The organism is Saccharomonospora sp. NPDC046836 (assembly GCF_040645195.1).
GTDB lineage: Bacteria > Actinomycetota > Actinomycetes > Mycobacteriales > Pseudonocardiaceae > Prauserella_A.
This window is the reverse complement of record NZ_JBEYXW010000030.1, coordinates 1-20,973: the sequence shown is the minus strand read 5'-3', so window position 1 is coordinate 20,973 and position 20,973 is coordinate 1. Positions and strand designations below refer to the sequence as shown.

Genomic DNA, 20,973 nt, shown 5'->3' with positions numbered 1-20,973 from the left:
TTCGTCCTCTCAGAGCGGCCGGCTGATGGAGTCGATCTCCGCGGGGGGACGCCGAGGCCGGTCGCCGCCCTCACCCGGGTCCGCGGCGGACGACACCGACGCCATCTGCCTCACCGCACCCGAGGCGAGCAGTCCGTCGACCTCGGGGGCGCCGAACCCGTTCTCCTCGAGCACCTCCCGGGTGTGCTCACCGAGCCGCGGGGCCGGCCGCGGTGGCACGTGGGGCCAGCCGAGGTCGATGGGCGAGCGGGCGAGGCGCACCGGACCAAGCCCGGGCTGCTCGAGGACGTGGAAGAACTGCGTCTCGCTCAGGTGCGGGTCGGCGAACAGGTCGTCGATGGAGTTGACCGGTCCGTGCGGGATGTCCGCCGCGAGGAGGAGCCGCTCGCAGTCCTCGGTGCTCCGGATGCGCAGCTCGTCCTCGACGAGCCGGTAGAGCTCGTCGATCGCCTTCGTCCGGCCCTCGATAGTCGAGAACCTCGGGTCGTCGGCGAGGTGGTCCTTGCCGATCGCGGCGAAGAACCTGCGCCAGTGCCGGTCGGTGTAGATCAACACGGCGAGGTAGCCGTCCGACGTGCGGTGCGGGCGCCGGTACCGGGAGTCGGTGCGGGCGTACCCCGTGGGCCCGTTCGGCGGGTAGGCCACCCACCCACCCTGGCGGTCGAGCAGCATGAACGACGCCATGGTCTCGAACATCGGCACCTCGATCGCGCTGCCGACACCCGAGACGGCGCGCGCGTGCAGCGCGGCGGAGATCGCCGCCGCGCCGTACAGCCCGACGATCTTGTCCGCCGCTGCCGACCGCCAATACCCCGGCGGGGAGCCGTCGGACGCCTGAGCGGCGGCCACCCCGGTGGCGGCCTGGATGACGTCGTCGTAGGCGGGCAGCTCCGCGTACGGGCCTCCGTCGCCATAACCCCGGAAGGCACAGTGGACCAGCTCGGGGTTGATCGCCCGCAGCGACCGGGCGTCGATCCCCAGGCGCTGCGCGGCCGCGGGCCGCACGTTGTGCATCAGGACGTCCGACCGTCGCACCAGCCGGTACAGGGCCTCGAGCCCGGTGTCGGTCTTCAGATCGAGCACGATGGACCGCTTCCCGCGGTTGGCCGTGACGAAGATGGGCCCGAGCCCGTTCCCCTCGACCTGGTTGATCGCGCGGACGGTGTCGCCCTCGGGCGGCTCCACCTTCACGACGTCGGCGCCCCAGTCGGACAGCACCTGGGCGCTGTAGGGGGCCATGAAGACCGAGCTGAGCTCCAGTACCCGCACGCCCCTCAGTGGCAACCGGACGTCGTGCCCCGTACCGTCCCGCGTTCTCAACAACAGTCCCACCTCCTGTGCAGCTCTGCGATATCCTCCTCATGTTAGAATACCCCTCTGCTAGATGGAAGCCAGTGAGGATGAGGGCAGTGGGCCGCGCGGCGGAATCCGGAGCCCGTCATGAGGAGGTGCACCGCGGCATGAGCCTTGCGGAGCTGCAGGTCACACGGACCGACGACATCGAAACCTGGGTCGTTCACGACCCGCCTACCCGCAACGCGATCACCTCCCCGTCGATGATCGACAGCATCGTGCGGGAGGTCGGGCGGATCAACGGCGACCAGACCGTCCGCTGCGTGATCGTGACCGGCGCGGGCGGAGCGTTCTCCTCCGGTGGCAACGTGCACGACATGGTCGCCCGGCGGGGCATGTTCAGCGGCGGGCCGTACGAGCAGTTCCAGGGCTATGCGAACGGCATCCACCGCGTCGCGCGCGCGGTCTCCACGTGCGAGGTCCCGCTCGTCGCCGCGGTCAACGGGCCCGCCGTCGGGGCCGGATGCGACCTCGCCCTCCTGTGCGACCTGAGGATCGCCTCGACGAACGCCTTCTTCGCCGAGAACTTCGTCCAGCTGGGTCTCATCTCCGGAGACGGCGGCGCCTGGTTGCTGACCCGCCTCGTCGGACCCGCGCGCGCGGCCGAGATGACGCTGACCGGTGACCGCGTCGACGCGGCGACGGCGCTCGAGTGGGGCCTGGTCAACGCGGTCTCCGAACCCGCGGACCTGCTGCGCGAGGCGAACGCGCTGGCGCGCCGGGTGGCCAAGAACCCAAGCTCCTCGGCCCGCTTGGCGAAGGCGCTGCTGCGCAGGTCGGCCGACCTTTCGTTCGACTCAGTCCTGGAGCTCAGCGGAACCATGCAGGCCCTGGCCCACCACACCGAGGCGCACCGGAACGCGACGAGGGCGTTCGCGGATCGCAGCGTGAACAAAGCAAGCGACGTGTCGTGAGGCCCGGCCACCTCGACGAGCCCCACCCGAGGATCGGACGACGACGCGATGGCGAAGTCTCACCTGGTCCTCGGCCTGGGCGCCGTGGTCAGCAACGGCTACGGCCTCTCGAACCGCGCAGGCGCACGGGAGCCGGTCGAGGTCGCCCTGCAGTCCGGCGTCACGCTGATCGACACGGCGGCGGTCTACGCGGGCGGTGAGTCCGAACGCGCCTGCGGTACGCCTAGGCATGCGCAAGGTCATTTGGACGTGCAGCAGCGTCTTCGGTCCGCGCTCCGCGCGCCGGTCCGGGATCGTCGACAACTCGTCGGTTCCTGATCCGCAGGGCGTCGACGGCGGGGCCAAGTTGACGGGCGACAAGCTCGCCCTCGGCCACGCGGACATCGGGCTGAACAAAACCGGCATCCGTCCGCCCCGTGTCTACGGCTTCGGCGAGCACGTCATGCTGACGCGAGGAGGTGGCAGCTCCTGACTGAACAACCTCCCTGTACCGGCCCACCATCGGCGAAGGCCCCACGGTGCTCCCGTTCGGCCGCCTTTCCCTCGAATTCCTCTAGGACGTCAGGCGTCTGCTTCCCGACGCCGCCATCACGCGGGACCTGGACGACCTGGATCCGCCACAAGGGGCGAGGGTCGTCGACGTGGCGCCCGGCTCGCCGCCGTTGAAGAAGCGCAGCGAGACACCTCCCCGGGGCCGGAGAATTCCGCTGGACGCGGTCACATCGGGAGGTCGATCAGGTGAGCCAGGTTCGCCCGGTGTATGCCGCCAGTGCCGAAGGCGATCTGGTCGGCCTTCGCACGCTTGAGGTACAGGTGTGCCGGGTGTTCCCAGGTCATGCCGATCCCGGCGTGCAGCTGCACCGCTTCCTCGGCTGCGGTCACCGTGAGGTCGCCGCAATAGGCCTGCGCGACCGTGGCCGCGATCTCGATGTCCGGATCGCCGGCGGCCAGCGCGGCGGCCGCGTTGCGGGCGGCGGCGTCGGCGGAGTCGACGTCGATGGCGAGGTCCGCGAGGCGGTGTTTGAGCGCCTGGAACCCGCCGACCACGCGGCAATACCAACCGCGGCGATCGGCGATGTCTCTAGAGCCTAGGACTGAAGGGACCTGTCGTCATCCGTGTTGCGCTCGGGACTTTCGTGCGTCGCATTGCTTGCGTCTGCGAGTGCCAGCCCCCGAGTCTCGGGTGCGAGCACGAGGCATGACACGAATCCTGCCAGGCTGAATGCCGCTGCGATCAGCATGACCGGACCGGTACCGATGGAATTCAACGCGATTGGTGTCAGCAGGAGCATAATGACAGCGACCGCCCTGCTGGCCGAAACGGTGATTCCGAGTGCGGTTCCCCGCAGTTCAGTCGCGAACAGCTCCGACGGGTAGAGGGCCTGCAGAAAGCTTGGACCGCCGGTAAACAAGGCGTACGCGCAGAACGCGACGATGACGAGCGCGATCGAGCCATGGGGCATTACCCCTAGGATTACGAGCGGGACAGTCATGAGCCCGAATGACCCAACGATCAGCGGGCGCCGCCCAATCTTCTCCACGAACAGCAGCGCTGGAATAATGCCGATTCCGCTCACAAGAGAGATGACCAACGCGCCCAGAATGGCCACACCCCCGCCGGACATATTGAACGCCTCCAAGATGAGAGGCGAATAGACATAGATTATATTCAAGGGGACGATTGAAAATGTCCAGAAAAGGACGCAGAAAATAAGACGGCGGCGGTACCGAGGTGTCCAGAGTGTCGCAAGGTTGCGGCCAGTGTTAGCCTTACCCTCATTAAGGGCTCGCAACATCTCGTCGGTGACATTCACGCGGTACACTCGAGCCAATACGCCGCGCGCTTTCTCGAGTTGCCCCTTGTTAACCAGCCATCGTGGCGACTCCGGCAGCCCGATCCTGCCTAGCGCAAAGAGGAAAGCGAAGACCGCAGTACTCCCCAACATTAAGCGCCAAGCGTCGGCACCTTGCGTGGTCACCAACGCGTAGCCAATCGCATAGGCCGCACTTGCGCCAACGAACCACATGAAGCCGAGAAGCGTCAGGATACGGCCTCGTGACTTTCGGGGCAACCATTCCACCAACAGGGCAGGCGACAAAGAGTAGTCTGCTCCGATCGTGATCCCGGAGACGATGAGGAGTACAGCAAGTAGAGTGGTACTCGTTGAGAATGCAGCCCCAATGGATGCGACAATAATCACCAAGAAATGCAGCATGAAGAGAAGTTGTCGACCGATGCGGTCGCTCAGGCGCCCGACGATCACTGCACCAAAAAGTAGCCCTGTCGCAATAGTGCTCCCGAGCACGCCAAGAGTCGACGGTGAGACGTCGAACGACTCTTCAACCCCCGGGAGAGCTATAGCAAGCGCGCTCATTATATAGCCATCGAGGAATATGCCGCCAAATGTTGCCAAAGTTAGCCGTAGGTGAAACCTCGAAAACTTCGCATTGTCAATCAGTGTACTGGTCACGAAAGCCTCCTGCCCTCATGAATGCTGCTCTTGTTGCAGTTCTCCAACAGCAAAGACGCGCTTTACGCGATCTGCGCCTCTAGCCGACCACGGATGACTTCCTCAGCACCGTCGACCATGCGCCGTACGAGCTCATCGACAGTGGGGACGTCGTTGATCAAGCCTTGGGCCAGTCCGACGGTCCACACACCGGCCTCAGGATCACCGTTTTCGAATACTGTGCGGCCGCGGGCCCCGCTGACCAGGTCTCGCACATCCTCGAACGTGCCGCCAGAGGTCAAGATCTCGATGGCTTCACGACTGACCTCGTTGGCAGCGACGCGGGCAGTGTTTCGCAGCGGGCGGAAGAGCAGGGCGGTGTCGTGTTCAGTAGATGCGACGATGTGTTTCTTGATCTCGGAGTGGATCGGTGACTCCTGAGTGCACATGAAGCGGGTGCCCATGTTCACCCCGTCGGCGCCCAGCGCCAGCGCCGCGACCAGGCCGGCGGCATCGGCGATCCCTCCCGATGCGAGCACCGGGATGTTCAGCTGCCGCGTCGCCGCCGGGATCAAGACGAGACCGGGGATGTCGTCCTCGCCGGGGTGTCCCGCACACTCGAAGCCGTCGATGCTGACGGCGTCCGCGCCGACGCTCTGCGCCTTGAGCGCGTGGCGCACGCTGGTGCACTTGTGGATCACCTTCACGCCGTGGCTTTTGAAGTGAGGCATATGGTCCGCCGGATTTGCCCCAGCGGTCTCGACGATGGTGACGCCGGACTCGATGATCGCCTCGCGATACTCGTCGTAGGGCACCGGCTTGATCGTTGGCAGGATGGTGAGGTTGACACCGAACGGCCGGTCGGTCAGGTCGCGACAGCGCGTGATCTCTCGCGACAGTTCCTCCGGCGTCGGCTGGGTCAGACCGGTCAGTATCCCGAGTGCGCCCGCATTGGAAACGGCGGAGACGAGTGCGGCGGTGCCGACCCACTGCATGCCGCCCTGGACGATGGGGTGCTCGACGCCGAACATCTCGGTGAATCTGGTCTTCAGCATGTGCTGGTCTCCTCATCGGTGCGAAGGGCGGCGGTCGGCGGGCAGGCGTGAGAGTTGGGACCCGCTGCGACGGTGAAGCCGCAGCCCGCGATGCTGATCGGAGAATCCAGCCCCTGCACCACGATTTCGCGCAGGCCGGGGTGGCCGTTCGTGGCGCGGATTTCGAGCCGTCCGCCGGGCCATCGGATCTGGAGCCGGTCGTCCTGAGCGCTCGCCACTTCGTCGCCACGCAATACTTCGACGAACAGCCTCCTCGACGCCGCCAGGTCGGTGGAATAGAGCACGAACGAATCGATGGTGACGCGCCGCCGAGGCTTTACGGCCATGATGCCGGCCCACCAGTCCCGGTCCCGACCGTCGCGCACATGTGGCAGTTGCGCTGCTTCGACAGCTGGGGCGATCTCGCCGCGGTGGCGAGCTGCCGGCGAGGCGAGGGAGCTTTGTCCGAACTGGACAACAATGCCGTGCCGGCGGTCTGGCATCAGGAACGCCTCGCGCCAGGGTGGGTAGTCGTGGCTCTCCTTGACCACCGTGTAGCCGAGCTTCCGGGCATGGTCGATGCTCGCTCGCAGGTCCGGGACCATGAACGTGATGTGGTGAGGCCCCTCTCCGCGCGTGTCGAGAAATCTGGACACGAACCCGATTGCTTCATCGTCCGCGGGTTCGATGACCTCGAGACAGGAACCACCATGATCTTCGCCGATGTAGGAGGTGGCGTAGCGGCATTCCGTGATCCGCTCACCAGCGAAGACGCGCGCACCGAGTTCCCGTCGAAGGTGGCCCAGCGTGCCGGCCGCGTCGTTCGTGGCGAGGGCCACGTGATCGAGGTCGAACCCGTCACCGGCCATGGATCGCCGGCCCCGTCAGCCACGCGCGGTCCTCGATCAGATCCCTGCAGGTCTCGGCCGACTTCCACTGCGGGGAAGACAGCAGGGCCCGGTGAAAGGAGATGAGCGTGTCGACGCCTTCGATGGTGAACTCGTCGAGCGCCTGAATCATCCGGGTGGTGGCATCAGCACGGTCCTGCCCGATGACCAGCACTTTCGCCAACAACGGGTCGTAGTAGGTGGGCACGGCGGATCCTTGGTCGATTCCGGAGTCGACCCTGATGTGGGATCCGTGCGGCTCTTCGTAGGCGGTGATCGTCCCCGGCGAGGGCATGAAGCGGCGTGCGGGGTTCTCGGCGTTGACCCGGCACTCGATGGCATGGCCGGTCGAATGGATGTCGCTCTGGGCCAGGGTGAGCGGTTGACCCGCGGCAATGCGGATCTGCTCGGCGACTATGTCCACGCCGGTGACCATCTCGGTGACACCGTGCTCGACCTGGACCCGGGTGTTCATCTCGAGGAAGTAGAAGTCCTCCCCATCGAGCAGCCCTTCCACCGTGCCCGCCGATCGATAGCCGATCGCCCTGGCCGCGTCGACGGCCACCGCCCAGATCCGCTCGCGCAGGGCGGGGTCCACGTGCGGTGCGGGTGTCTCTTCTACCAGCTTCTGGTGGCGCCGCTGCACGGAGCAGTCACGCTCGAACAGGTGGATGACCGAGCCGGAGGCGTCTCCGAGGACCTGGACCTCGATGTGCCGCGGATCGTGCAGGTACCGCTCGAGGTATACCTCTGGATTGCCGAAAAAACGCTGGCCCTCCGAGGATGCGGCATCAATGGCGCGCTCCAGGTCTTGTGGTGACTTGGCGACGCGAAAGCCCTTGCCTCCGCCCGCCCCCGAGGCCTTCACCGCGACCGGGTAGCCGATCGCGTCAGCCGTCCGGGCAGCCTCCGACGCGGTGGTCACGGGCTCGGTCGAGCCCGGCACGATCGGGACGCCGGCGGCTCTCATGACATGGCGTGCTGAGACCTTGGACCCCATCAGTGACATTGCTTCGGCGGTGGGACCGATGAATACGATGCCCGCCTCCTCGCATGCCCGCACCAGCTCTGGGTTCTCCGACAGCAGCCCGTATCCGGGATGGATGGCCTCGGCGCCCGTGGTGAGCGCGGCCTCGATGATGCGGTCGATCCGTAGGTAGCTCTCCGCCACCGGGCCCTCACCGATGAGTACCGCCTCGCTGGCGCGCCGCACGTGCACGGCATCGGCGTCGGCACTCGAATACACGGCGACCGAGGCGATTCCGAGGTTGTCGAGGGTCCGGATGATTCTGACCGCGATCTCGCCGCGGTTGGCGACGAGCACCTTGGAGAAATAGGTCATGGCTGACCGATCGTGACCAGCGGCTGGCCGTCGTTGACGCTGTCGCCGGCGGCGACGTGGATCGCGGTCACGGTGCCGGAGACCTCGGCCTCGATCGGGATCTCCATCTTCATGGCTTCCAAGATGACGAGATCATCGCCCTCTGCCACGTGGTCGCCGACGCTGACCTCGATCTTCCAGACCGCGGCGGTGACGTCGGATACGACGGTGATGCTCATGCTGATTTCTTCTTTCCTCAGGGACGGATCCGCCACTGGCGGGACTGGGGCCCAAGCGTCGTGGCCAAGGCATGAAGCGACGCGTTGAGGTGGGCGGCGACGACCGAGCGCGTGTCGCGCGGGTCGATCATCTGCTCGACACCGAACGCCTCGGCCGTCTTCCACGGGTCGACCGTGGCCCGCATGCGCTCCTCGACCAGCCGGCGAAATGCCTCGGGGTCATCGGCTGCTTCGATCTCGCGACGGAACCCGGCTTCGACGCCGCCTTCGACGGGAAGGTCGCCCCATTCACCGCTGGGCCAGGCGAGACGTAGCCCCAGCCGATCCGGGTTGGAGGTTGCCGAGACGGCCATGCCGAACGCTTTACGAACATGCACGGTGATGACCGGGACCTCGGCCTCGATCATCGACTGGATCGCTCGCATACCCCAGCGGACGACGTTGGCCCGCTCGGCGTCGGGGCCGACCATGAAACCGGGAACGTCGACGAAATAGACGATCGGGAGATGGAAGGTCGAGCACATGTCAACGAAGCGCACCTGCTTCTCCGCGGCGGCGCCGTCGAGCGCGCCGCCGAGGAACCGCGGGTTGTTCGCCACGACGCCGATGGGGATGCCATCGATCCTGGCCAGCCCGGTCGACAGGCTTCGTCCCCAGTCCGCCCCGATCGCGAAGTAGCTGTCCCGGTCTACGATCGTCTCGATCATCTTCTGCACCGGGTAGGGGCGGCGACGGTTCTCCGGAATGATGTCGAGCAGTTCCTCGCCACGACGATCAGTCGGGTCCGAGCGGTCACCGCGGGGCGGGAGCTCCCATACGTTCTGTGGCATGTAGCTGAGGAACCGGCGCATCTGCGCGATCGCGTCCTCGTCGTTCTCGGCGATGTTGTCGATGGCGCCGGTGAGGCCCGTGTGCACCTGCGCGCCGCCGAGCTCGTGCTTGTCGACGTCGATGCCGAGCGCGCGCTTGACCAGCGGCGGACCTCCGGCGAACATCACGGAGTCCTGTGTCATGACGCTGAAGTGGCTCAACACCGAGCGGCCGGCGGTGCCGCCGACCGCGGCACCGCTGATCATCGTCGTGACCGGCACCTCGCCGAGCAGTTGGTAGCTGCGTTGCCAGCTCATGGAGCTCACCAGGTAGGCGTGCCCCTTGGTCACCTGCGCGGCGACATCGCCGCCGATGCCCTCCATGAAGAGCATCAGCGGAATCCGGTATTCGTGGGCAAGGTCCTCGACGAATCCGCCCATGCCACCTTTGAACCGCTCGAGGTAGTTCTGCGGAGCTCCACCCCGAACTGTGAAGTCCTCACCGCCGACCGCCACGTGCCGCCCGTCCACGGTGGCCAGCCCGGCGACATAACTCGAGGGGAGCGTCCCAATCGACTCACCCGCACCGTTGCGCTCGTGGAACACCGCGAACTCGCCGATCTCGTGGAACTCCGAGGTCGCGTGTTCAATCCGCTCTCGGATGGTGAGTCGGCCTTGGTCGTGGGCTCGCTGGACTCGGCGCTCGCCACCCAGGGACTGGGCCGCCGCGCGGCGCCGGTCCAGTTCGGCCAGCGCCTGCCTCCAGGTGAAGGTCACCGTGTGCTCCTGTCCTGGGGGGAACGGTCTCCCCGGGTTTGATGTGCATGAATGCTTGGGCCTTCGACAGCCCGAGACAGCAGATGCTTTTGGATGGCGGCGGTGCCGGCTCCCCGCACGAACTCCGATTCGGTGACCACCTCGACCAGGTCGGGGACCGCGAAGCGCGGAAGTGCCCGGTGGCATGCCTCGAAGAAACGTCTGGGGTCGAAGGCGCCGGGGTCCTGGGTTGCGACGAAGATCTTGATGCGGTCTTCACCGCCCAGCGGGTCAGGGATCCCGATCGCTGCACACGCGTCGACACCGGGCAAGGTCCGCACGATCGTCTCGAGTTCCCAGGACGAGATGTTTTCGCCCCGGCGGCGCAGGCTGTCGGTGAGCCGGCCTTTGTAGAACAAGAAGCCGTCGGCGTCCAAGAGGCCGAGGTCGCCGGTGTGGAACCACAGGCCCCGCCACGCCTCACGGGTGGCGTCGTCCCGCTTCCAATAGCCCGCCGAAATGATGTTGGCGGACAATGGCCGGTAGACGATCTCACCCACCGCACCCGGCGGCATCGGCTGGCCGTGCTCGTCTTGGATTTCGACGTCGTAAGTAGACAGTGCCTTGCCAGCGCTTCCGCGACGGCGGTTGCCCGGGGTCTCGAACGTCACGCCATTTGCCTCTGTTTGCCCGTACATGGCGAGCAGCGGTACTCCGAGCTGGTCCTCAAAGTACCGATACGCCTCCTCCGGTACGGGGGCGCAGATGATGCAGCGCAGCGAAACGTCGTCGGGTGCAGGAGGGGTTGTTGTGGTGAGCGCCGAAAGCATGGCGCCCACGGCGATGCCGATGGTCGCGTCGAATCGTGAGACGTCTGCCCAGAAGCAGCTGACACTGAACCGGCGTCGATACGCCATGACAGCACCTGTCTGCATGCACATAGGCAGGAGAAGATGGGCATCGACGTGGAAGAACGGCTGAGAGAAGTAGACAACGTCGCCTTGGCCGACGTCGACGATGGACGCCCACACCGCGCCGAGATTGGAAAAGTACCCCCGGGGAAGCACGACCCCCTTGGAGGGGCCGGTCGTGCCCGACGTGTACAGGATCGTGGCATGAGTCTCCGGCGGAATGTCGACCTGCAGTTCGACTAGGCGGCCGTGATCTTCCTCCGTGAACATCGGAAGATCACGTGTGCTCATGCCGATCGTCACAACATCCATGGTCGGCAGATCGATCGCTTCGCCACTGATCACAAGCTCCGGCTCCGAGTCTGAAAGGACGTGGTCGAGCATGGCCCCCTTGAGCTCGTTGTTGACTGAGATCTCGATAGCCCCGAGCCACCACACGGCGTATTGCCAGATGAGGCGCTCGAGCGTGTTCCCCTCGATCAGGGCAACGCGCTGGCCGCGCCGCACCCCTCGTTGTTCCAGGAGCAGTGCGGCCCTTCGGGTCAAGTCTGCGAACTCACCGACGCTGACTCGCACCCCCTCGCTGCGCAGCAGGAGTGCATTATGGCGCCCACGCTCGGCCTCAATCAGATCGACTGTCGGACTCATCCTGTCGACCCCCAATCGTTGGCCCCATTGACCCTTCACGTTGCACCCCTTTCTCATCTCGATCTGGACACATGGCGTCTGCGGTCACAGCCTGACAACCTGTCGGACGCCGCGAATCCTCGTCAGCCTGACCAGCAGGACGGCCGCCTTCCAAGGGGTGACGAAACCAGGAGCGATGGCCATCGATCGGTGGTCCGAAACGTAAAGGATCATTCCCATTCATTCCGATGGCACCGCTTGAGCAGTTTGCGAGAGCCATGATGCTTCGGTGCATGGCCCTTTTTTACGTCGATCAGTCGGAATAGAGTGGTGTGAGGATGCTCGCCTCACATGTGCGATGTCAAGTACTACGAGGGAAAAGAGTCTGTTACGTGCACTGTTGAGCCGATTTGACCCGCTCAATTTGCCAACGGGATATCGATCCTGGAATATATATCCCAGGATCGAAAAAGAGAGGTGACTTGTGCCTAAGATCGTTGATCATGTAAAGCGTCGCGAAGAATTGTCCGACGCCACTCTTCGGTTGCTCGCGAGGTCAGGACTGCGGGCGATCACGACACGCTCGGTCGCCGAGGAAGCGGGTTGGTCGACCGGGGTGGTGAATCACTACTTCAGCTCTCATCACGACTTGTTGATCCAGGCACTGCGGCGGGCCGTCCAACGCCAGACGGACTACGTGCGGACGGTTACCCGTCGCGCCGGCGACGACCCTCTCGAACGGCTGCGGCTTATGATGCAGGCCTCGCTGCCCTTGGATGAGCGCAGCGTCTCGCTCCTACGGATCTTCCTGATCTTCTACGCCGAGGCTGGAGACAACACTGAGGCAAGCGAGGAGGTGCGTGAGTACCTGAGCTCGTGGCGGCGCTCAGTGACCCGCCTGATCAAGGCCGCGCAGTCGGCCGGCCAGATCTCTGCCGACCTCGAGGCCGTCGACCTCGCCAGCGACCTGATCGCCCTGGCGGACGGGCTTGCCATCCACGCGATCCTCGACCCCGATGTCCTGACACGCTACGAGCAACGTGGTACCGCTCTGCTCGCGCTCCTTGAGGGGCGTTGGAGCCTCCGGGTTGAACGCACCGAGCGCGTCAACACAGAGCGCCGCCCGCGCCGACCATCCTGAGAGCCAGGTTCGCGTACAAATCTGCCACCTCATCCCGGGACAGCGTGCCCGCCGGGTCGTACCAGGTGTGGACGTGTTCGCACAGGGTGATGATAGCCAAGGACGTGACGGTTTCGTGGTCAACGGCGAAGGCACCGGCCTCGACGCCGGCGGCGAGAATGCTCCTCAGCTTGTCGATCACAGGCGTGACCATGTCGTCGACACGACGGGCCTGATCGACCGCCAGTTCGTTGGCGAGCTGACTCCAGCCGAACGTCTTCGACAACTCGCCGTCACGCAGCTGGTAGTCCACATACCGGTGTACGAACGTCGTCAAGGCCGCAACCGGATCCTTCTCGGACTTCGTCAGCTCGAGATGGTCGTAGAACCGCTGGTACTCGCGTTCGATCACCACGAAGCAAAGGTCTTGCTTCGACTTGACATACCAGTACAGCGCGCCGGCCGTCACTCCCGCGTTCCTGGCCACCGCGCCGAGGGTCGCGCCCGCGTAGCCTCGGCGGACGAAGAGCTGGAGGGCAGCGTCCAAGATCCGGTCCCGGGTCCCGGGCTCGGTTGCCGTCTCCAGTCCCACGGCGTGGGCTTCGCATTGCGACATCGCCTCGAACTCCTCCAGCTGGATCCGGTACCGCGAAACTATGTTCGCACCCGGACGGGACGCGGGCGGGACGACCATCGCCACCCAACGCGCGCGATTCAACCCACGTCGCTCCGCCCGGGTGGCACCAGCGCTGCGAAGGTGTCCATGGGATGCGGGCCGAGTGCTGAGATCGACAGGCTCGACACACCCGCCTCCCAATACTCCTGATACCGATCCCGAACCTGCGACACCGTGCCCCAGGCGCCGATCGCATCGAGCATGGCCGGAGAGATGATGCCGGGCACCGCGCTCAAGCCCTTGCTGGCATACACCGATCGGAGGGCCTCGACCTCGGCCGCGAATCCGTACCAGGTCAACGCCTTCTGGTACGACGGCGCGGTCAGGTAGAAGGCCAGAGCGGAAGCAAGCTCGGCGCGAGCCGCGTCGCAATCTTCCGTGACCCAGGTCGGCACCGCCAGGACGACCTCGGGCATCGGTCGCTTCACGGCCTGTGCGCCCCGGCGCACCTGGTCGAGAACGGTCGCCACGGCGTCCACAGGGACGAAGTTGAGATGGACCGCGTCGGCGACTTCGCCAGCGAGCCTGAGCATCTGGGGATTCAGCGCCGCCAGCGCGATCTCCGGCATCGAGTCTGGGACGTGCTTGAGCTGGAAACCAACGGACCGGACGTGGTCGCCGTGGTGATCTGACCGCCAGCCCACCAGCATGTCACGCAGGGCGCTGACTGACTCCCGTGCGCGTGCGATCGGCGCACCGAAATCGCCACCGTGCCACGCCTCGACGATCACGCGGCTGGACACACCGAGCCCGAGGCACAGCCTACCCGGGGCCAACGCGGCGATCGTGGCCGCGCCCGACGCCACGGTGGGCAGGCTACGCGGTCCGAGTGGCACGATCGCCGTGCCCAGTCTGATGCGCGAGGTTCGCTGGGTCGCTGCTCCCATCATGGCGAAGATCTCCGGATCGGTGATCTCGGCCATCCAGGCGTCAGCAAAACCGTTGTCGTCGGCCCACGCACACAAGTCGAGCTGCTCAGTTGCGGGCAGGTCATTGCGAACGTCGAGACCCAACCGCCTCCTCATGCCTCGCCCTGATCGGCGCCGATGAGGTCAGCCAAACCAGCAAGCGTCGAGGACTGCCGGGACAGCGAGGGAAGCTCGACCTCGATCCCGCCGTAGGACGTCGGATCGAGCCGTGCGATCTCACTGAACCATCGCGCGGTGTCGAGCACCTCAGGCCCATGGACGCCATGGGGGAGGTCACCTGAGGCGAGCTGCCCGAGCGCGGCCACCAGCGGGATCGCGGTGGTGTCGTTCATGGGGTCTTGGTTCGCCATCGAAATGAGCGCGCTTGCTTCTGTGGCTCCGATCCTGCCGCGGACCTCGACCCCGATTCCGAGCTGGCTGGGCTGAGGATTGCGGGCAACCGCCGCGTTGTGACGATCGGTCAGGAACTGGGCGACAAACGTGCGTGCGTCGATCTTTTGGCCGTGGACGGTGACCTCGGTGTCGGACAGCAGGCCCACACCCCTGAGCATTTGGAAGATCGCAGTGGACCCCGCGGGGACCAATGACCCCTTGTTCCGCACAGTTCCGACATTCAGCACGCGCGGCAGCGTGACGGTTTCTGGATGTCCAACGTCGAGCACCGGGTACGGGCCCAGAGGCTCTTGGAAGGGAAAGATCCGCTGACTGGACGACTGGAACGGCCGAATCGTCTCGCGCTGGCCGTCTGTCCACACCGGAATGTCCCGATCGATACCGTAAAAGAAGTGCTCCAGCGGGGCCCGGCCACCGGGACGGCGATCGCCCTGGACCCAACAGATGTCGATGCCCTCGATGACGCTGAACCTCTGGGCGAGCAGCGTCGCGAAGCCGTTCGCCACACCGGGGCTGCACCCCGCGCCGGTGATGGCCGTGACGCCATTCGCCTTCGCCTGGTAGTCGAGGGCGATCATGGCTTCGGCCGCCTCGGCGTCGTCACATACGTCGATGTAGGGCAAGCTGGCGGCGAACGCGGCCCGCGCGACCCGAGCGCCGAACAGGTAGTAGGGCCCAGCGAAGTTCACGACCACGTCGTGCCCCGTCAGCGCGGCCGCGAGCGAACTCTCGTCTGTCACGTCGACGCGCAGGTTGCGCGCACCCGAGACCTTCGAGTCCTGAAGGTCGGCCACCGTGACGGTGTGCCCCTCCGCGACCAAGGCCTGTACCGCCCGCGATCCCATCACGCCAGCACCGCCGACCACTACTACAGATAGCGTCATGACATCTCCTCATTGAACGACCAATCAGGAGGCTAGGCAACTTCCCGCGAGCCCGTCAACCTCTGGCTCGAGCGCCTTGAATGAGCATTTGCTTAGTTCGGGTATGGGTGCCATGATGCGCTGGCAACGCCGGAGGAAGGACTGTCGCGATGACTGCCATGACAAGCCACGAGGACGTATACGGCTCCATCTCGGATGGAGTAGGCACGATCACCCTGAATCGGCCTGCGCGGCGCAACGCCATCTCGTCCTCGATGCTCGTCGGCCTCGGAGATCTGCTTGAGCAGATGGAGGCCTCGCCCGACGTCGGATGCGTGGTCATCACAGGCGCTGGTACTGCCTTCTGCTCCGGTGGTGACGTGCTCGACTTTGAGGCGCGCGGCGGCGAAGGCAGCGGATCCGATCACGTGGACCCGGCCCGCGTCGAGGAGCAGTTGGGACATCAGCGACGTACCGTCGGCATGATCTACTCGATGAGCACCCCCGTCGTCGCCTCCCTGCCAGGCGCCGCCGCCGGAGCAGGTCTAGGGTTCGCGCTCGCCGCCGACCTGAGAGTCGGCTCGTCCCAGACGCTGATGGTTACTGCCTTCGGGAATGTCGGCTTGTCCGGCGACTACGGGGTTGCCTGGCTGCTCCATCAACTGGCGGGACCAGCCAGGGCACGTGAATTGTTGTACCTCAGCACCCGCCTTGATGCGCAGGAGTGCCTCAAGCTGGGCCTGCTCAACTACGTGACCGAACCGGATGACCTTGCCGAGCACACCCGGCACGTCGCGACCGCGCTCGCCCGCGGGCCACGAACCGCCCTAGCGCACATGAAGCGCAACCTCACCGAGGCTCCTAGCTCGACACTCTTCGAGTCGATGACGGCCGAGGTCCCGCGGCATAAGGAATGCGGCATTACGACCGACCACCTGGAAGCCATCGCGGCGTTTACGAAGAAGGAAACACCGGTCTTCGGCCACTAACGTCCCCAGCGTTGATCCCACTGGTCAACCTTGATTCTGCCGTATCGCCTCTGGTTCGCGCCTCGACCGCGGCCTCCGTGGTCTACTTGCCGGCGCAGCGAGATCGGTAGAGCAATGAAGTCGCCGAACCGCTGGGTCAAGGCAACCGTTCGGACCGTCGGCCCGGTAGGAAAACCGCCGCGGTATCGGTGGGCTGCCGAATCACACCGTACCCCGCAGCCCGGGAACCACCTGGGTGGCAAACGACTGCAGGAAGCCGACCTGATCGTGTCCGGACGGGTGGAAGACCAGGTGGTTGAAGCCTGCCTCCTTGTAGGGACGGACGTCGTTGATGACCTCCTCGAGCACCTGCTCGATCGGCAGGGCGCCGGCCGCGGCGGCCATGGCTACCGAGAGTCTTCGAGTCCGTACTTTGTTCGGGAGTTAGTGACAGCGGCGCCCAGAAGCGGGTGTTCTCCAGTGCCTCGTCGCGGGTGGGGGCGTAGGAGAGCTTGATATCGATCATCTTCTCCAGCGTGCCTGCCGGCCTTCCCTCATGGTGAGCTGCAACGTCCAGCCGGTGATCGGGTCAAGACCAATGCGAAGGATGCGGTGCACCTGGCGCCGCTGCTGCGGCTGGGTGAGATCACCCCGGTCGTGGTGCCCACCGTGGCTCAAGAGGCGGCGCGGGAGCTGGTGCGGGCTCGGGAGGACTGCCGTGGTGATCTGATGCGTGCACGGCACCGGTTGTCCAAACTGCTGCTGCGGCAAGGGATCGTCTACCCGGGCGGGCAGGCCTGGACCGGCGCGCACGACCGGTGGCCGCGCCAGCAGCACTTCGGCACCCCGGCCACGACGGTAGCGTTCGAGTCCGACCACAAGGCTGCGATCGCGATCACTGCCCGCCGTGACCGGCTCGACAAGGCGATCGTCGAACTGGCCGCCGACAGCGAGTTCACCCCGGTGGTGCGGCGGCTTGGTTGCCTGCGCGGGATATCCACCCTGACTGGGTTCGCCCTTGCCGTCGAGATCGTGACTAGCACCGGTTCACCGGCGCCACGGTCGGAGCGTTTGTCGGTCTGGTGCCCAGCGAGCACTCCTCCGCGACCTCGCGGGTGCAAGGCTCGATCACCAAGACCGGCAACACCCACCTCCGCCGGTTACTCGTCGAAGCCGCCTGGCACCAGCGCGCCCGCTACGTCGCCGGCAAGACGATCCGCGACCGGTGGGACTCGCGCCGGCAGCCGCCCGGCAAACGCGGGCAACCTCGACCCTAGACACGCGGTACAGCTCCTGCCGAACAGCCCGTCCTGCGGTAACCAGCCGCGGGAGGTCAGATCGTAGACCGACTAATCAACTCACACAGATTTGATCATGACGCTCTTGGTCTCAAGAAACGCTTCCATCCCCTCGGGGCCGCGCTCGCGACCGATCCCGCTCTGCTTGTAGCCGCCCATGGGCATCTGTTTGAGTACAGAATCGTCGCGGAATCCGTTGATCCAGACGATTCCTGCACGTACTCCCCGCGCGAACCGCATCGCTGTGGAGAGATCGGCCGACCAGCAGCCCGCAGCGAGTCCGTATGCGGTGCGGTTTGAGAGCGCGATCGCCTCGTCGACGTCACGGAACGACAGTACCGCGAGCACCGGACCGAAGATCTCCTCCTGCGCGATCTGCGCATCCGCAGGAACCTCGTCGAAGACGGTCGGCTGGAAGAAGAAGCCCGACGCGAGATCGTCTTCGTCGGGCCGCTCGCCACCGACGAGCAGCCTACTCGTGCGCTTTCCTGATTCCGCGTGCGCGGAGACCCGCTCGAGCTGCTCGGCGCTGACCAGAGGACCACAAGTGGTCTTTGAGTCGAACGGATCACCAATCCGGGTCTGGGCCACGTGTTCGAGCAGGCGCTCCAGAAACTCCGCCTTGATGTCCTCGTGCAGCAGCAGCCGCGAACCGGCCTGACACGACTGCCCGGCCAGTCGGACGAAGCCTTTCGCCGCCGCGGCAGCCGCCCGGTCGATCGACGGCACATCTGCGAAGACGACGTGCGGCGACTTGCCGCCAAGCTCAAGGCTGACCTTACTGAGGTTGTCGCTCGCGGCGCGCATCACCGCCCGCCCGGTCGCAGACGAGCCGGTGAAGGTCACCATGTCGACCCGAGGGCTTCCTGCCAGCGCCCGACCGGCGACGGCACCGTTGTCGGCGGCACCGGTCACTACGTTGAACACCCCGTCGGGCAGGCCCGCGTCATGCAGCGCGCGCGCCAGTTCCAGCGTGCCCCCGGAGGCCTGGTGCCCCGGCTTCACGACCACGGAGCAGCCGACGGCGACCCCCGGGCAGCTCTTGTACGCCGGGGACAACGGGACGTTCCACGACGTCAACGCCCCGACGACGCCGACGGGCTCCTTCGCCACGAGACCGATCGCGTCCGCGTGCTGGCCGGTCACGGCCTCGTCCCGACGGCTGACGGCCAGGCCGGCGAAGTACTCGAGATGGTCGGCCGCCTCGGCTACTGCTCCGAGCTGGCCGGGCTGACCGACCTCTCGGGTCATCATCGACGCGATCGACGTGGCCCGTTCCCGGAGTAGCTTCGCCGCCCGCCCTAGCACGGCAGCCCGCTCGCTCGCCGACATCCGCGGCCACGGGCCGGAGTCGAACGCGGCCCGGGCCGCGACCGTCGCACGCTCGACATCGACCTCCGAGGAGTCGGCGTACGTGCCGGCCAGGGTCTGGTCGAACGGATCCCGGCGCTCAAAGGTCCGGCCGTCGGCCGCCTCGGCCCACCGGCCGTCGATGAAGTTCGCCCACGACTCCGGAGCAGCCAGCTGCTGCCTCGACATCTCCTGCGTCATCGCAGCCCCTCGTGCACCGTGTGGCCGTCTGGACTGACTGGTCTCACGCGTCATGGGGGCATACTGTCCAACGAGAATTCTGAATGTCAAGCAGTTCGCAATCAATACATAATTGACACCCTTGATAACTGCCTGGCATAGTCTCGCGTATTCGTCGGCCGAACGTCACACTTCTGCAGGGCGGGATGGGTGGGTGTCGCCTCGTCGCGGGCTGGAAGCCGTGCCGGCGTGTGGCCGCGCCACCAGGTCACTCACTACTCGACGACGAGGAACGAGGACGCGCCAGCATGAACGCCAACACCCGTGCGAACACGATCGGATTCGTCGGCCTCGGGGCGATGGGGAGCGGAATGGCCGCCAATCTCGTCGCAGCAGGGCGGGCGGTGGTCGGGTACGACATCAACGACGCCCGCAACCGGGAATTGGCCGATCTCGGTGCCAGCATCGGCTTGGATCCCGCCAACGTCGCCTCCCGCGCGGCAACGGTCGTCACCATGGTCGACACCACTGCCCAGACGCGGGAGGTCCTGCTCGGTGAGCGGGGTGCCGCCGCCGGTGCGCGCTCCGGCGATCTGGTCATCTGCACCAGCACGGTGGAGCCGACGGCGATCATCGACATCCACGACCGGCTGCGCGAGAGCGAGATCAGCATGATCGACGCGGGCGTGACCGGAATGATCAAGGGAGCGCGGGAGGGTACTCTGCGCGCCCTGGTCGGTGGCGATGCCGCGGATCTCGAGCGCGCGCGCTTCGCCCTTGAGCCCATGACGTCCGACATCGTCCACGTCGGACCGGTAGGTCGCGGCGTGATGATGAAGCTGATCAACAACATGCTGTACAAGGTCAACTCGATCGCCGCGATCGAGGCGATGGTTCTGGGCGCCAAGGCCGGCATCGACCCGGTACTCATGCGGGACGTCATCACGGCGTCGACCGGCAACAGCGTCGCGTTCGGCTACCGCGCCCAGCGCATCATCGACCGCGACTTCGACGGCGTGCGTCTGGACATCTCCTGCAAGGACCTCGAGCTCGAGGGCGGGCTCGGTCGCGCGTTCCGGGTGCCGCTGTTCATGCAGGCGGTTTGCTCGCAGGTGTACGAGATGGGCCGCGCGGCCGGTCTTGGTGACCGGGACGCCACCGCCCTGGTGACGATCTACGAGCAGCTCACCGGCACGAAGGTGACGCCCAGGCAGGGCTAGCAGAAGTGAGCTGATCGCGAACGCAGCGTCGCTGCCCGCCCCGGCGTGGGCGACGACGGTCTGCTGCCCGACTATCACGACCTGCTGCCCCAGCCCCATCACCAGGGCGGCGACGAACAGCGTGGCCGTGGCGGCCCCCAGCGGGGCCAGCACCGTCCGACCCGCGTTGACGATCAACCCGACGGCGGCCGCCCCGGCCCGGCCGAGCCGGTCCGTGATCCGGCATCATCGGTCTTATCGGCGTCTCGCTAAAGGCGTCCGGCCCGCTCGCAGGTACGGCGATCGACGCCCGACGGCTCCGAGGCGGCGGCGATGAACCAGGACACCCCTCTGGATCGCCTTCCTCCGCGGACCGAGACAGATGTCCGAAGCTGATAATCCCGGCAGCCGCCTAGACATCACCGTTCATGCCGAGCGCCAGACCGACGCTTGACTCATAGCGCGCACGACCGCCGGGGAGGGCAGGCGTTAACAGGCCTTGGCCGGTCTGGTCGATGGGATCAGCAATTAAGGCTTCCGATGAAGACCAGATCGAGCGCGTCGCCGAGCACCTCGCACACGAGAACAGCACCGCACTGGACAACAGGAATCCATAAGGCACGAGCTGCCGGCGCAACGGCCGTTTCGACTGCACAGCAGGAGTGGACGTTGCCGGCGGCGGGTGCGCCGTCGAAC

The 20,973-nt window shown here is 65.9% G+C and carries 20 protein-coding genes and 1 pseudogene; 7 read left to right on the top strand and 14 right to left on the bottom strand.

Features of this window, described 5'->3' with window-relative positions; all coding sequences use genetic code 11:
• Positions 1 to 9: 9 nt before the first annotated feature.
• Entirely contained in the window at positions 10 to 1,323 is a 1,314-nt protein-coding gene (locus ABZ863_RS26940) for a CoA transferase (RefSeq protein WP_358540974.1), read from the bottom strand.
• A 137-nt stretch (positions 1,324 to 1,460) separates the two neighbouring features.
• Here ABZ863_RS26940 and ABZ863_RS26935 point away from each other — a divergent pair, with 137 nt between their 5' ends.
• From ABZ863_RS26935 to ABZ863_RS26925, 3 genes are read left to right on the top strand one after another with little or no spacing between them, the layout of a single operon-like run.
• Entirely contained in the window at positions 1,461 to 2,267 is an 807-nt protein-coding gene (locus ABZ863_RS26935) for an enoyl-CoA hydratase-related protein (protein ID WP_358540971.1), read from the top strand.
• A gap of 48 nt (positions 2,268 to 2,315) precedes the next feature.
• Positions 2,316 to 2,585 (top strand): aldo/keto reductase, encoded by a 270-nt coding sequence (locus ABZ863_RS26930; RefSeq protein ID WP_358540969.1) that lies wholly within the window; start codon positions 2,316 to 2,318, stop codon positions 2,583 to 2,585.
• A 28-nt stretch (positions 2,586 to 2,613) separates the two neighbouring features.
• Positions 2,614 to 2,739, top strand: coding sequence for a hypothetical protein (locus tag ABZ863_RS26925; protein ID WP_358540966.1), 126 nt, complete (start codon positions 2,614 to 2,616; stop codon positions 2,737 to 2,739).
• A 245-nt stretch (positions 2,740 to 2,984) separates the two neighbouring features.
• On the opposite strand, the pseudogene ABZ863_RS26920 reads toward ABZ863_RS26925, so the two are convergent.
• The 8 genes and pseudogenes from ABZ863_RS26920 to ABZ863_RS26885 all read right to left on the bottom strand — a co-directional run.
• Positions 2,985 to 3,335 (bottom strand): annotated as a pseudogene (locus ABZ863_RS26920) (acyl-CoA dehydrogenase family protein); the annotation flags it as partial.
• A 20-nt stretch (positions 3,336 to 3,355) separates the two neighbouring features.
• The gene (locus ABZ863_RS26915; protein WP_358540963.1) at positions 3,356 to 4,738 is read right to left on the bottom strand and encodes an MFS transporter; all 1,383 of its coding nucleotides are present in this window, start codon (positions 4,736 to 4,738) and stop codon (positions 3,356 to 3,358) included.
• 62 nt (positions 4,739 to 4,800) lie between these two features.
• On the bottom strand, positions 4,801 to 5,772 hold the full coding sequence (locus ABZ863_RS26910) for a nitronate monooxygenase family protein (RefSeq protein WP_358540960.1): 972 nt from the start codon (positions 5,770 to 5,772) through the stop codon (positions 4,801 to 4,803).
• On the bottom strand, positions 5,766 to 6,620 hold the full coding sequence (locus tag ABZ863_RS26905; RefSeq protein WP_358540958.1) for a VOC family protein: 855 nt from the start codon (positions 6,618 to 6,620) through the stop codon (positions 5,766 to 5,768). Before ABZ863_RS26905 ends, ABZ863_RS26910 begins: the two co-directional genes overlap by 7 nt.
• Entirely contained in the window at positions 6,610 to 7,980 is a 1,371-nt protein-coding gene (locus tag ABZ863_RS26900) for an acetyl-CoA carboxylase biotin carboxylase subunit (RefSeq protein ID WP_358540955.1), read from the bottom strand. Before ABZ863_RS26900 ends, ABZ863_RS26905 begins: the two co-directional genes overlap by 11 nt.
• Entirely contained in the window at positions 7,977 to 8,198 is a 222-nt protein-coding gene (locus ABZ863_RS26895; RefSeq protein ID WP_358540952.1) for a biotin/lipoyl-binding carrier protein, read from the bottom strand. The genes ABZ863_RS26900 and ABZ863_RS26895 overlap by 4 nt, the downstream gene beginning before the upstream one ends.
• 17 nt (positions 8,199 to 8,215) lie before the next feature.
• The gene (locus ABZ863_RS26890) at positions 8,216 to 9,784 is read right to left on the bottom strand and encodes a carboxyl transferase domain-containing protein (protein WP_358540950.1); all 1,569 of its coding nucleotides are present in this window, start codon (positions 9,782 to 9,784) and stop codon (positions 8,216 to 8,218) included.
• On the bottom strand, positions 9,781 to 11,322 hold the full coding sequence (locus tag ABZ863_RS26885; protein WP_358540948.1) for an AMP-binding protein: 1,542 nt from the start codon (positions 11,320 to 11,322) through the stop codon (positions 9,781 to 9,783). The genes ABZ863_RS26890 and ABZ863_RS26885 overlap by 4 nt, the downstream gene beginning before the upstream one ends.
• Before the next feature lie 463 nt (positions 11,323 to 11,785).
• Here ABZ863_RS26885 and ABZ863_RS26880 point away from each other — a divergent pair, with 463 nt between their 5' ends.
• Entirely contained in the window at positions 11,786 to 12,442 is a 657-nt protein-coding gene (locus tag ABZ863_RS26880; RefSeq protein WP_358540946.1) for a TetR family transcriptional regulator C-terminal domain-containing protein, read from the top strand.
• Here the strand turns inward: ABZ863_RS26880 and ABZ863_RS26875 are convergent.
• From ABZ863_RS26875 to ABZ863_RS26865, 3 genes are all read right to left on the bottom strand, one after another.
• Positions 12,408 to 13,037 (bottom strand): TetR/AcrR family transcriptional regulator, encoded by a 630-nt coding sequence (locus tag ABZ863_RS26875; RefSeq protein ID WP_358540943.1) that lies wholly within the window; start codon positions 13,035 to 13,037, stop codon positions 12,408 to 12,410. The genes ABZ863_RS26880 and ABZ863_RS26875 overlap by 35 nt on opposite strands.
• 98 nt (positions 13,038 to 13,135) lie before the next feature.
• Positions 13,136 to 14,110: an LLM class F420-dependent oxidoreductase gene (locus ABZ863_RS26870; RefSeq protein ID WP_358540942.1), complete on the bottom strand. Its 975-nt coding sequence runs from the start codon at positions 14,108 to 14,110 to the stop codon at positions 13,136 to 13,138.
• An 8-nt stretch (positions 14,111 to 14,118) separates the two neighbouring features.
• Positions 14,119 to 15,303, bottom strand: a complete 1,185-nt coding sequence (locus tag ABZ863_RS26865) for a saccharopine dehydrogenase NADP-binding domain-containing protein (RefSeq protein WP_358540940.1) — start codon at positions 15,301 to 15,303, stop codon at positions 14,119 to 14,121.
• A gap of 149 nt (positions 15,304 to 15,452) precedes the next feature.
• On the opposite strand from ABZ863_RS26865, the gene ABZ863_RS26860 reads away from it, so the two are divergent.
• Entirely contained in the window at positions 15,453 to 16,271 is an 819-nt protein-coding gene (locus ABZ863_RS26860; protein WP_358540939.1) for an enoyl-CoA hydratase-related protein, read from the top strand.
• Between the two features lie 201 nt (positions 16,272 to 16,472).
• On the opposite strand, the gene ABZ863_RS26855 is transcribed toward ABZ863_RS26860, so the two are convergent.
• On the bottom strand, positions 16,473 to 16,655 hold the full coding sequence (locus ABZ863_RS26855) for a hypothetical protein (protein ID WP_358540936.1): 183 nt from the start codon (positions 16,653 to 16,655) through the stop codon (positions 16,473 to 16,475).
• 677 nt (positions 16,656 to 17,332) lie between these two features.
• Here ABZ863_RS26855 and ABZ863_RS26850 point away from each other — a divergent pair.
• Positions 17,333 to 17,527 (top strand): transposase, encoded by a 195-nt coding sequence (locus ABZ863_RS26850; protein WP_358540933.1) that lies wholly within the window; start codon positions 17,333 to 17,335, stop codon positions 17,525 to 17,527.
• An 81-nt stretch (positions 17,528 to 17,608) separates the two neighbouring features.
• Here ABZ863_RS26850 and ABZ863_RS26845 read toward each other — a convergent pair whose 3' ends face one another.
• Positions 17,609 to 19,099 carry an aldehyde dehydrogenase family protein gene (locus ABZ863_RS26845; RefSeq protein ID WP_358540930.1) on the bottom strand — a complete coding sequence of 497 codons (1,491 nt, stop codon included), beginning with the start codon at positions 19,097 to 19,099 and terminating at the stop codon, positions 17,609 to 17,611.
• A 287-nt stretch (positions 19,100 to 19,386) separates the two neighbouring features.
• Here ABZ863_RS26845 and ABZ863_RS26840 point away from each other — a divergent pair, with 287 nt between their 5' ends.
• A complete protein-coding gene (locus ABZ863_RS26840; protein ID WP_358540928.1) occupies positions 19,387 to 20,298 on the top strand; it encodes an NAD(P)-dependent oxidoreductase in 912 nt (303 codons plus the stop codon).
• The last annotated feature ends 675 nt before the right edge of the window (positions 20,299 to 20,973 follow it).

Coding starts and splice junctions, on each gene's coding strand:
- ABZ863_RS26935 (WP_358540971.1), top strand. CDS start 1,461: ATGAGCCTTGCGGAGCTGCAGGTCACACGGACCGACGACATCGAAACC.
- ABZ863_RS26930 (WP_358540969.1), top strand. CDS start 2,316: ATGGCGAAGTCTCACCTGGTCCTCGGCCTGGGCGCCGTGGTCAGCAAC.
- ABZ863_RS26910 (WP_358540960.1), bottom strand. CDS start 5,772: ATGCTGAAGACCAGATTCACCGAGATGTTCGGCGTCGAGCACCCCATC.
- ABZ863_RS26905 (WP_358540958.1), bottom strand. CDS start 6,620: ATGGCCGGTGACGGGTTCGACCTCGATCACGTGGCCCTCGCCACGAAC.
- ABZ863_RS26900 (WP_358540955.1), bottom strand. CDS start 7,980: ATGACCTATTTCTCCAAGGTGCTCGTCGCCAACCGCGGCGAGATCGCG.
- ABZ863_RS26895 (WP_358540952.1), bottom strand. CDS start 8,198: ATGAGCATCACCGTCGTATCCGACGTCACCGCCGCGGTCTGGAAGATC.
- ABZ863_RS26885 (WP_358540948.1), bottom strand. CDS start 11,322: ATGAGTCCGACAGTCGATCTGATTGAGGCCGAGCGTGGGCGCCATAAT.
- ABZ863_RS26875 (WP_358540943.1), bottom strand. CDS start 13,037: ATGTCGCAATGCGAAGCCCACGCCGTGGGACTGGAGACGGCAACCGAG.
- ABZ863_RS26865 (WP_358540940.1), bottom strand. CDS start 15,303: ATGACGCTATCTGTAGTAGTGGTCGGCGGTGCTGGCGTGATGGGATCG.
- ABZ863_RS26860 (WP_358540939.1), top strand. CDS start 15,453: ATGACTGCCATGACAAGCCACGAGGACGTATACGGCTCCATCTCGGAT.
- ABZ863_RS26855 (WP_358540936.1), bottom strand. CDS start 16,655: ATGGCCGCCGCGGCCGGCGCCCTGCCGATCGAGCAGGTGCTCGAGGAG.
- ABZ863_RS26845 (WP_358540930.1), bottom strand. CDS start 19,099: ATGACGCAGGAGATGTCGAGGCAGCAGCTGGCTGCTCCGGAGTCGTGG.
- ABZ863_RS26840 (WP_358540928.1), top strand. CDS start 19,387: ATGAACGCCAACACCCGTGCGAACACGATCGGATTCGTCGGCCTCGGG.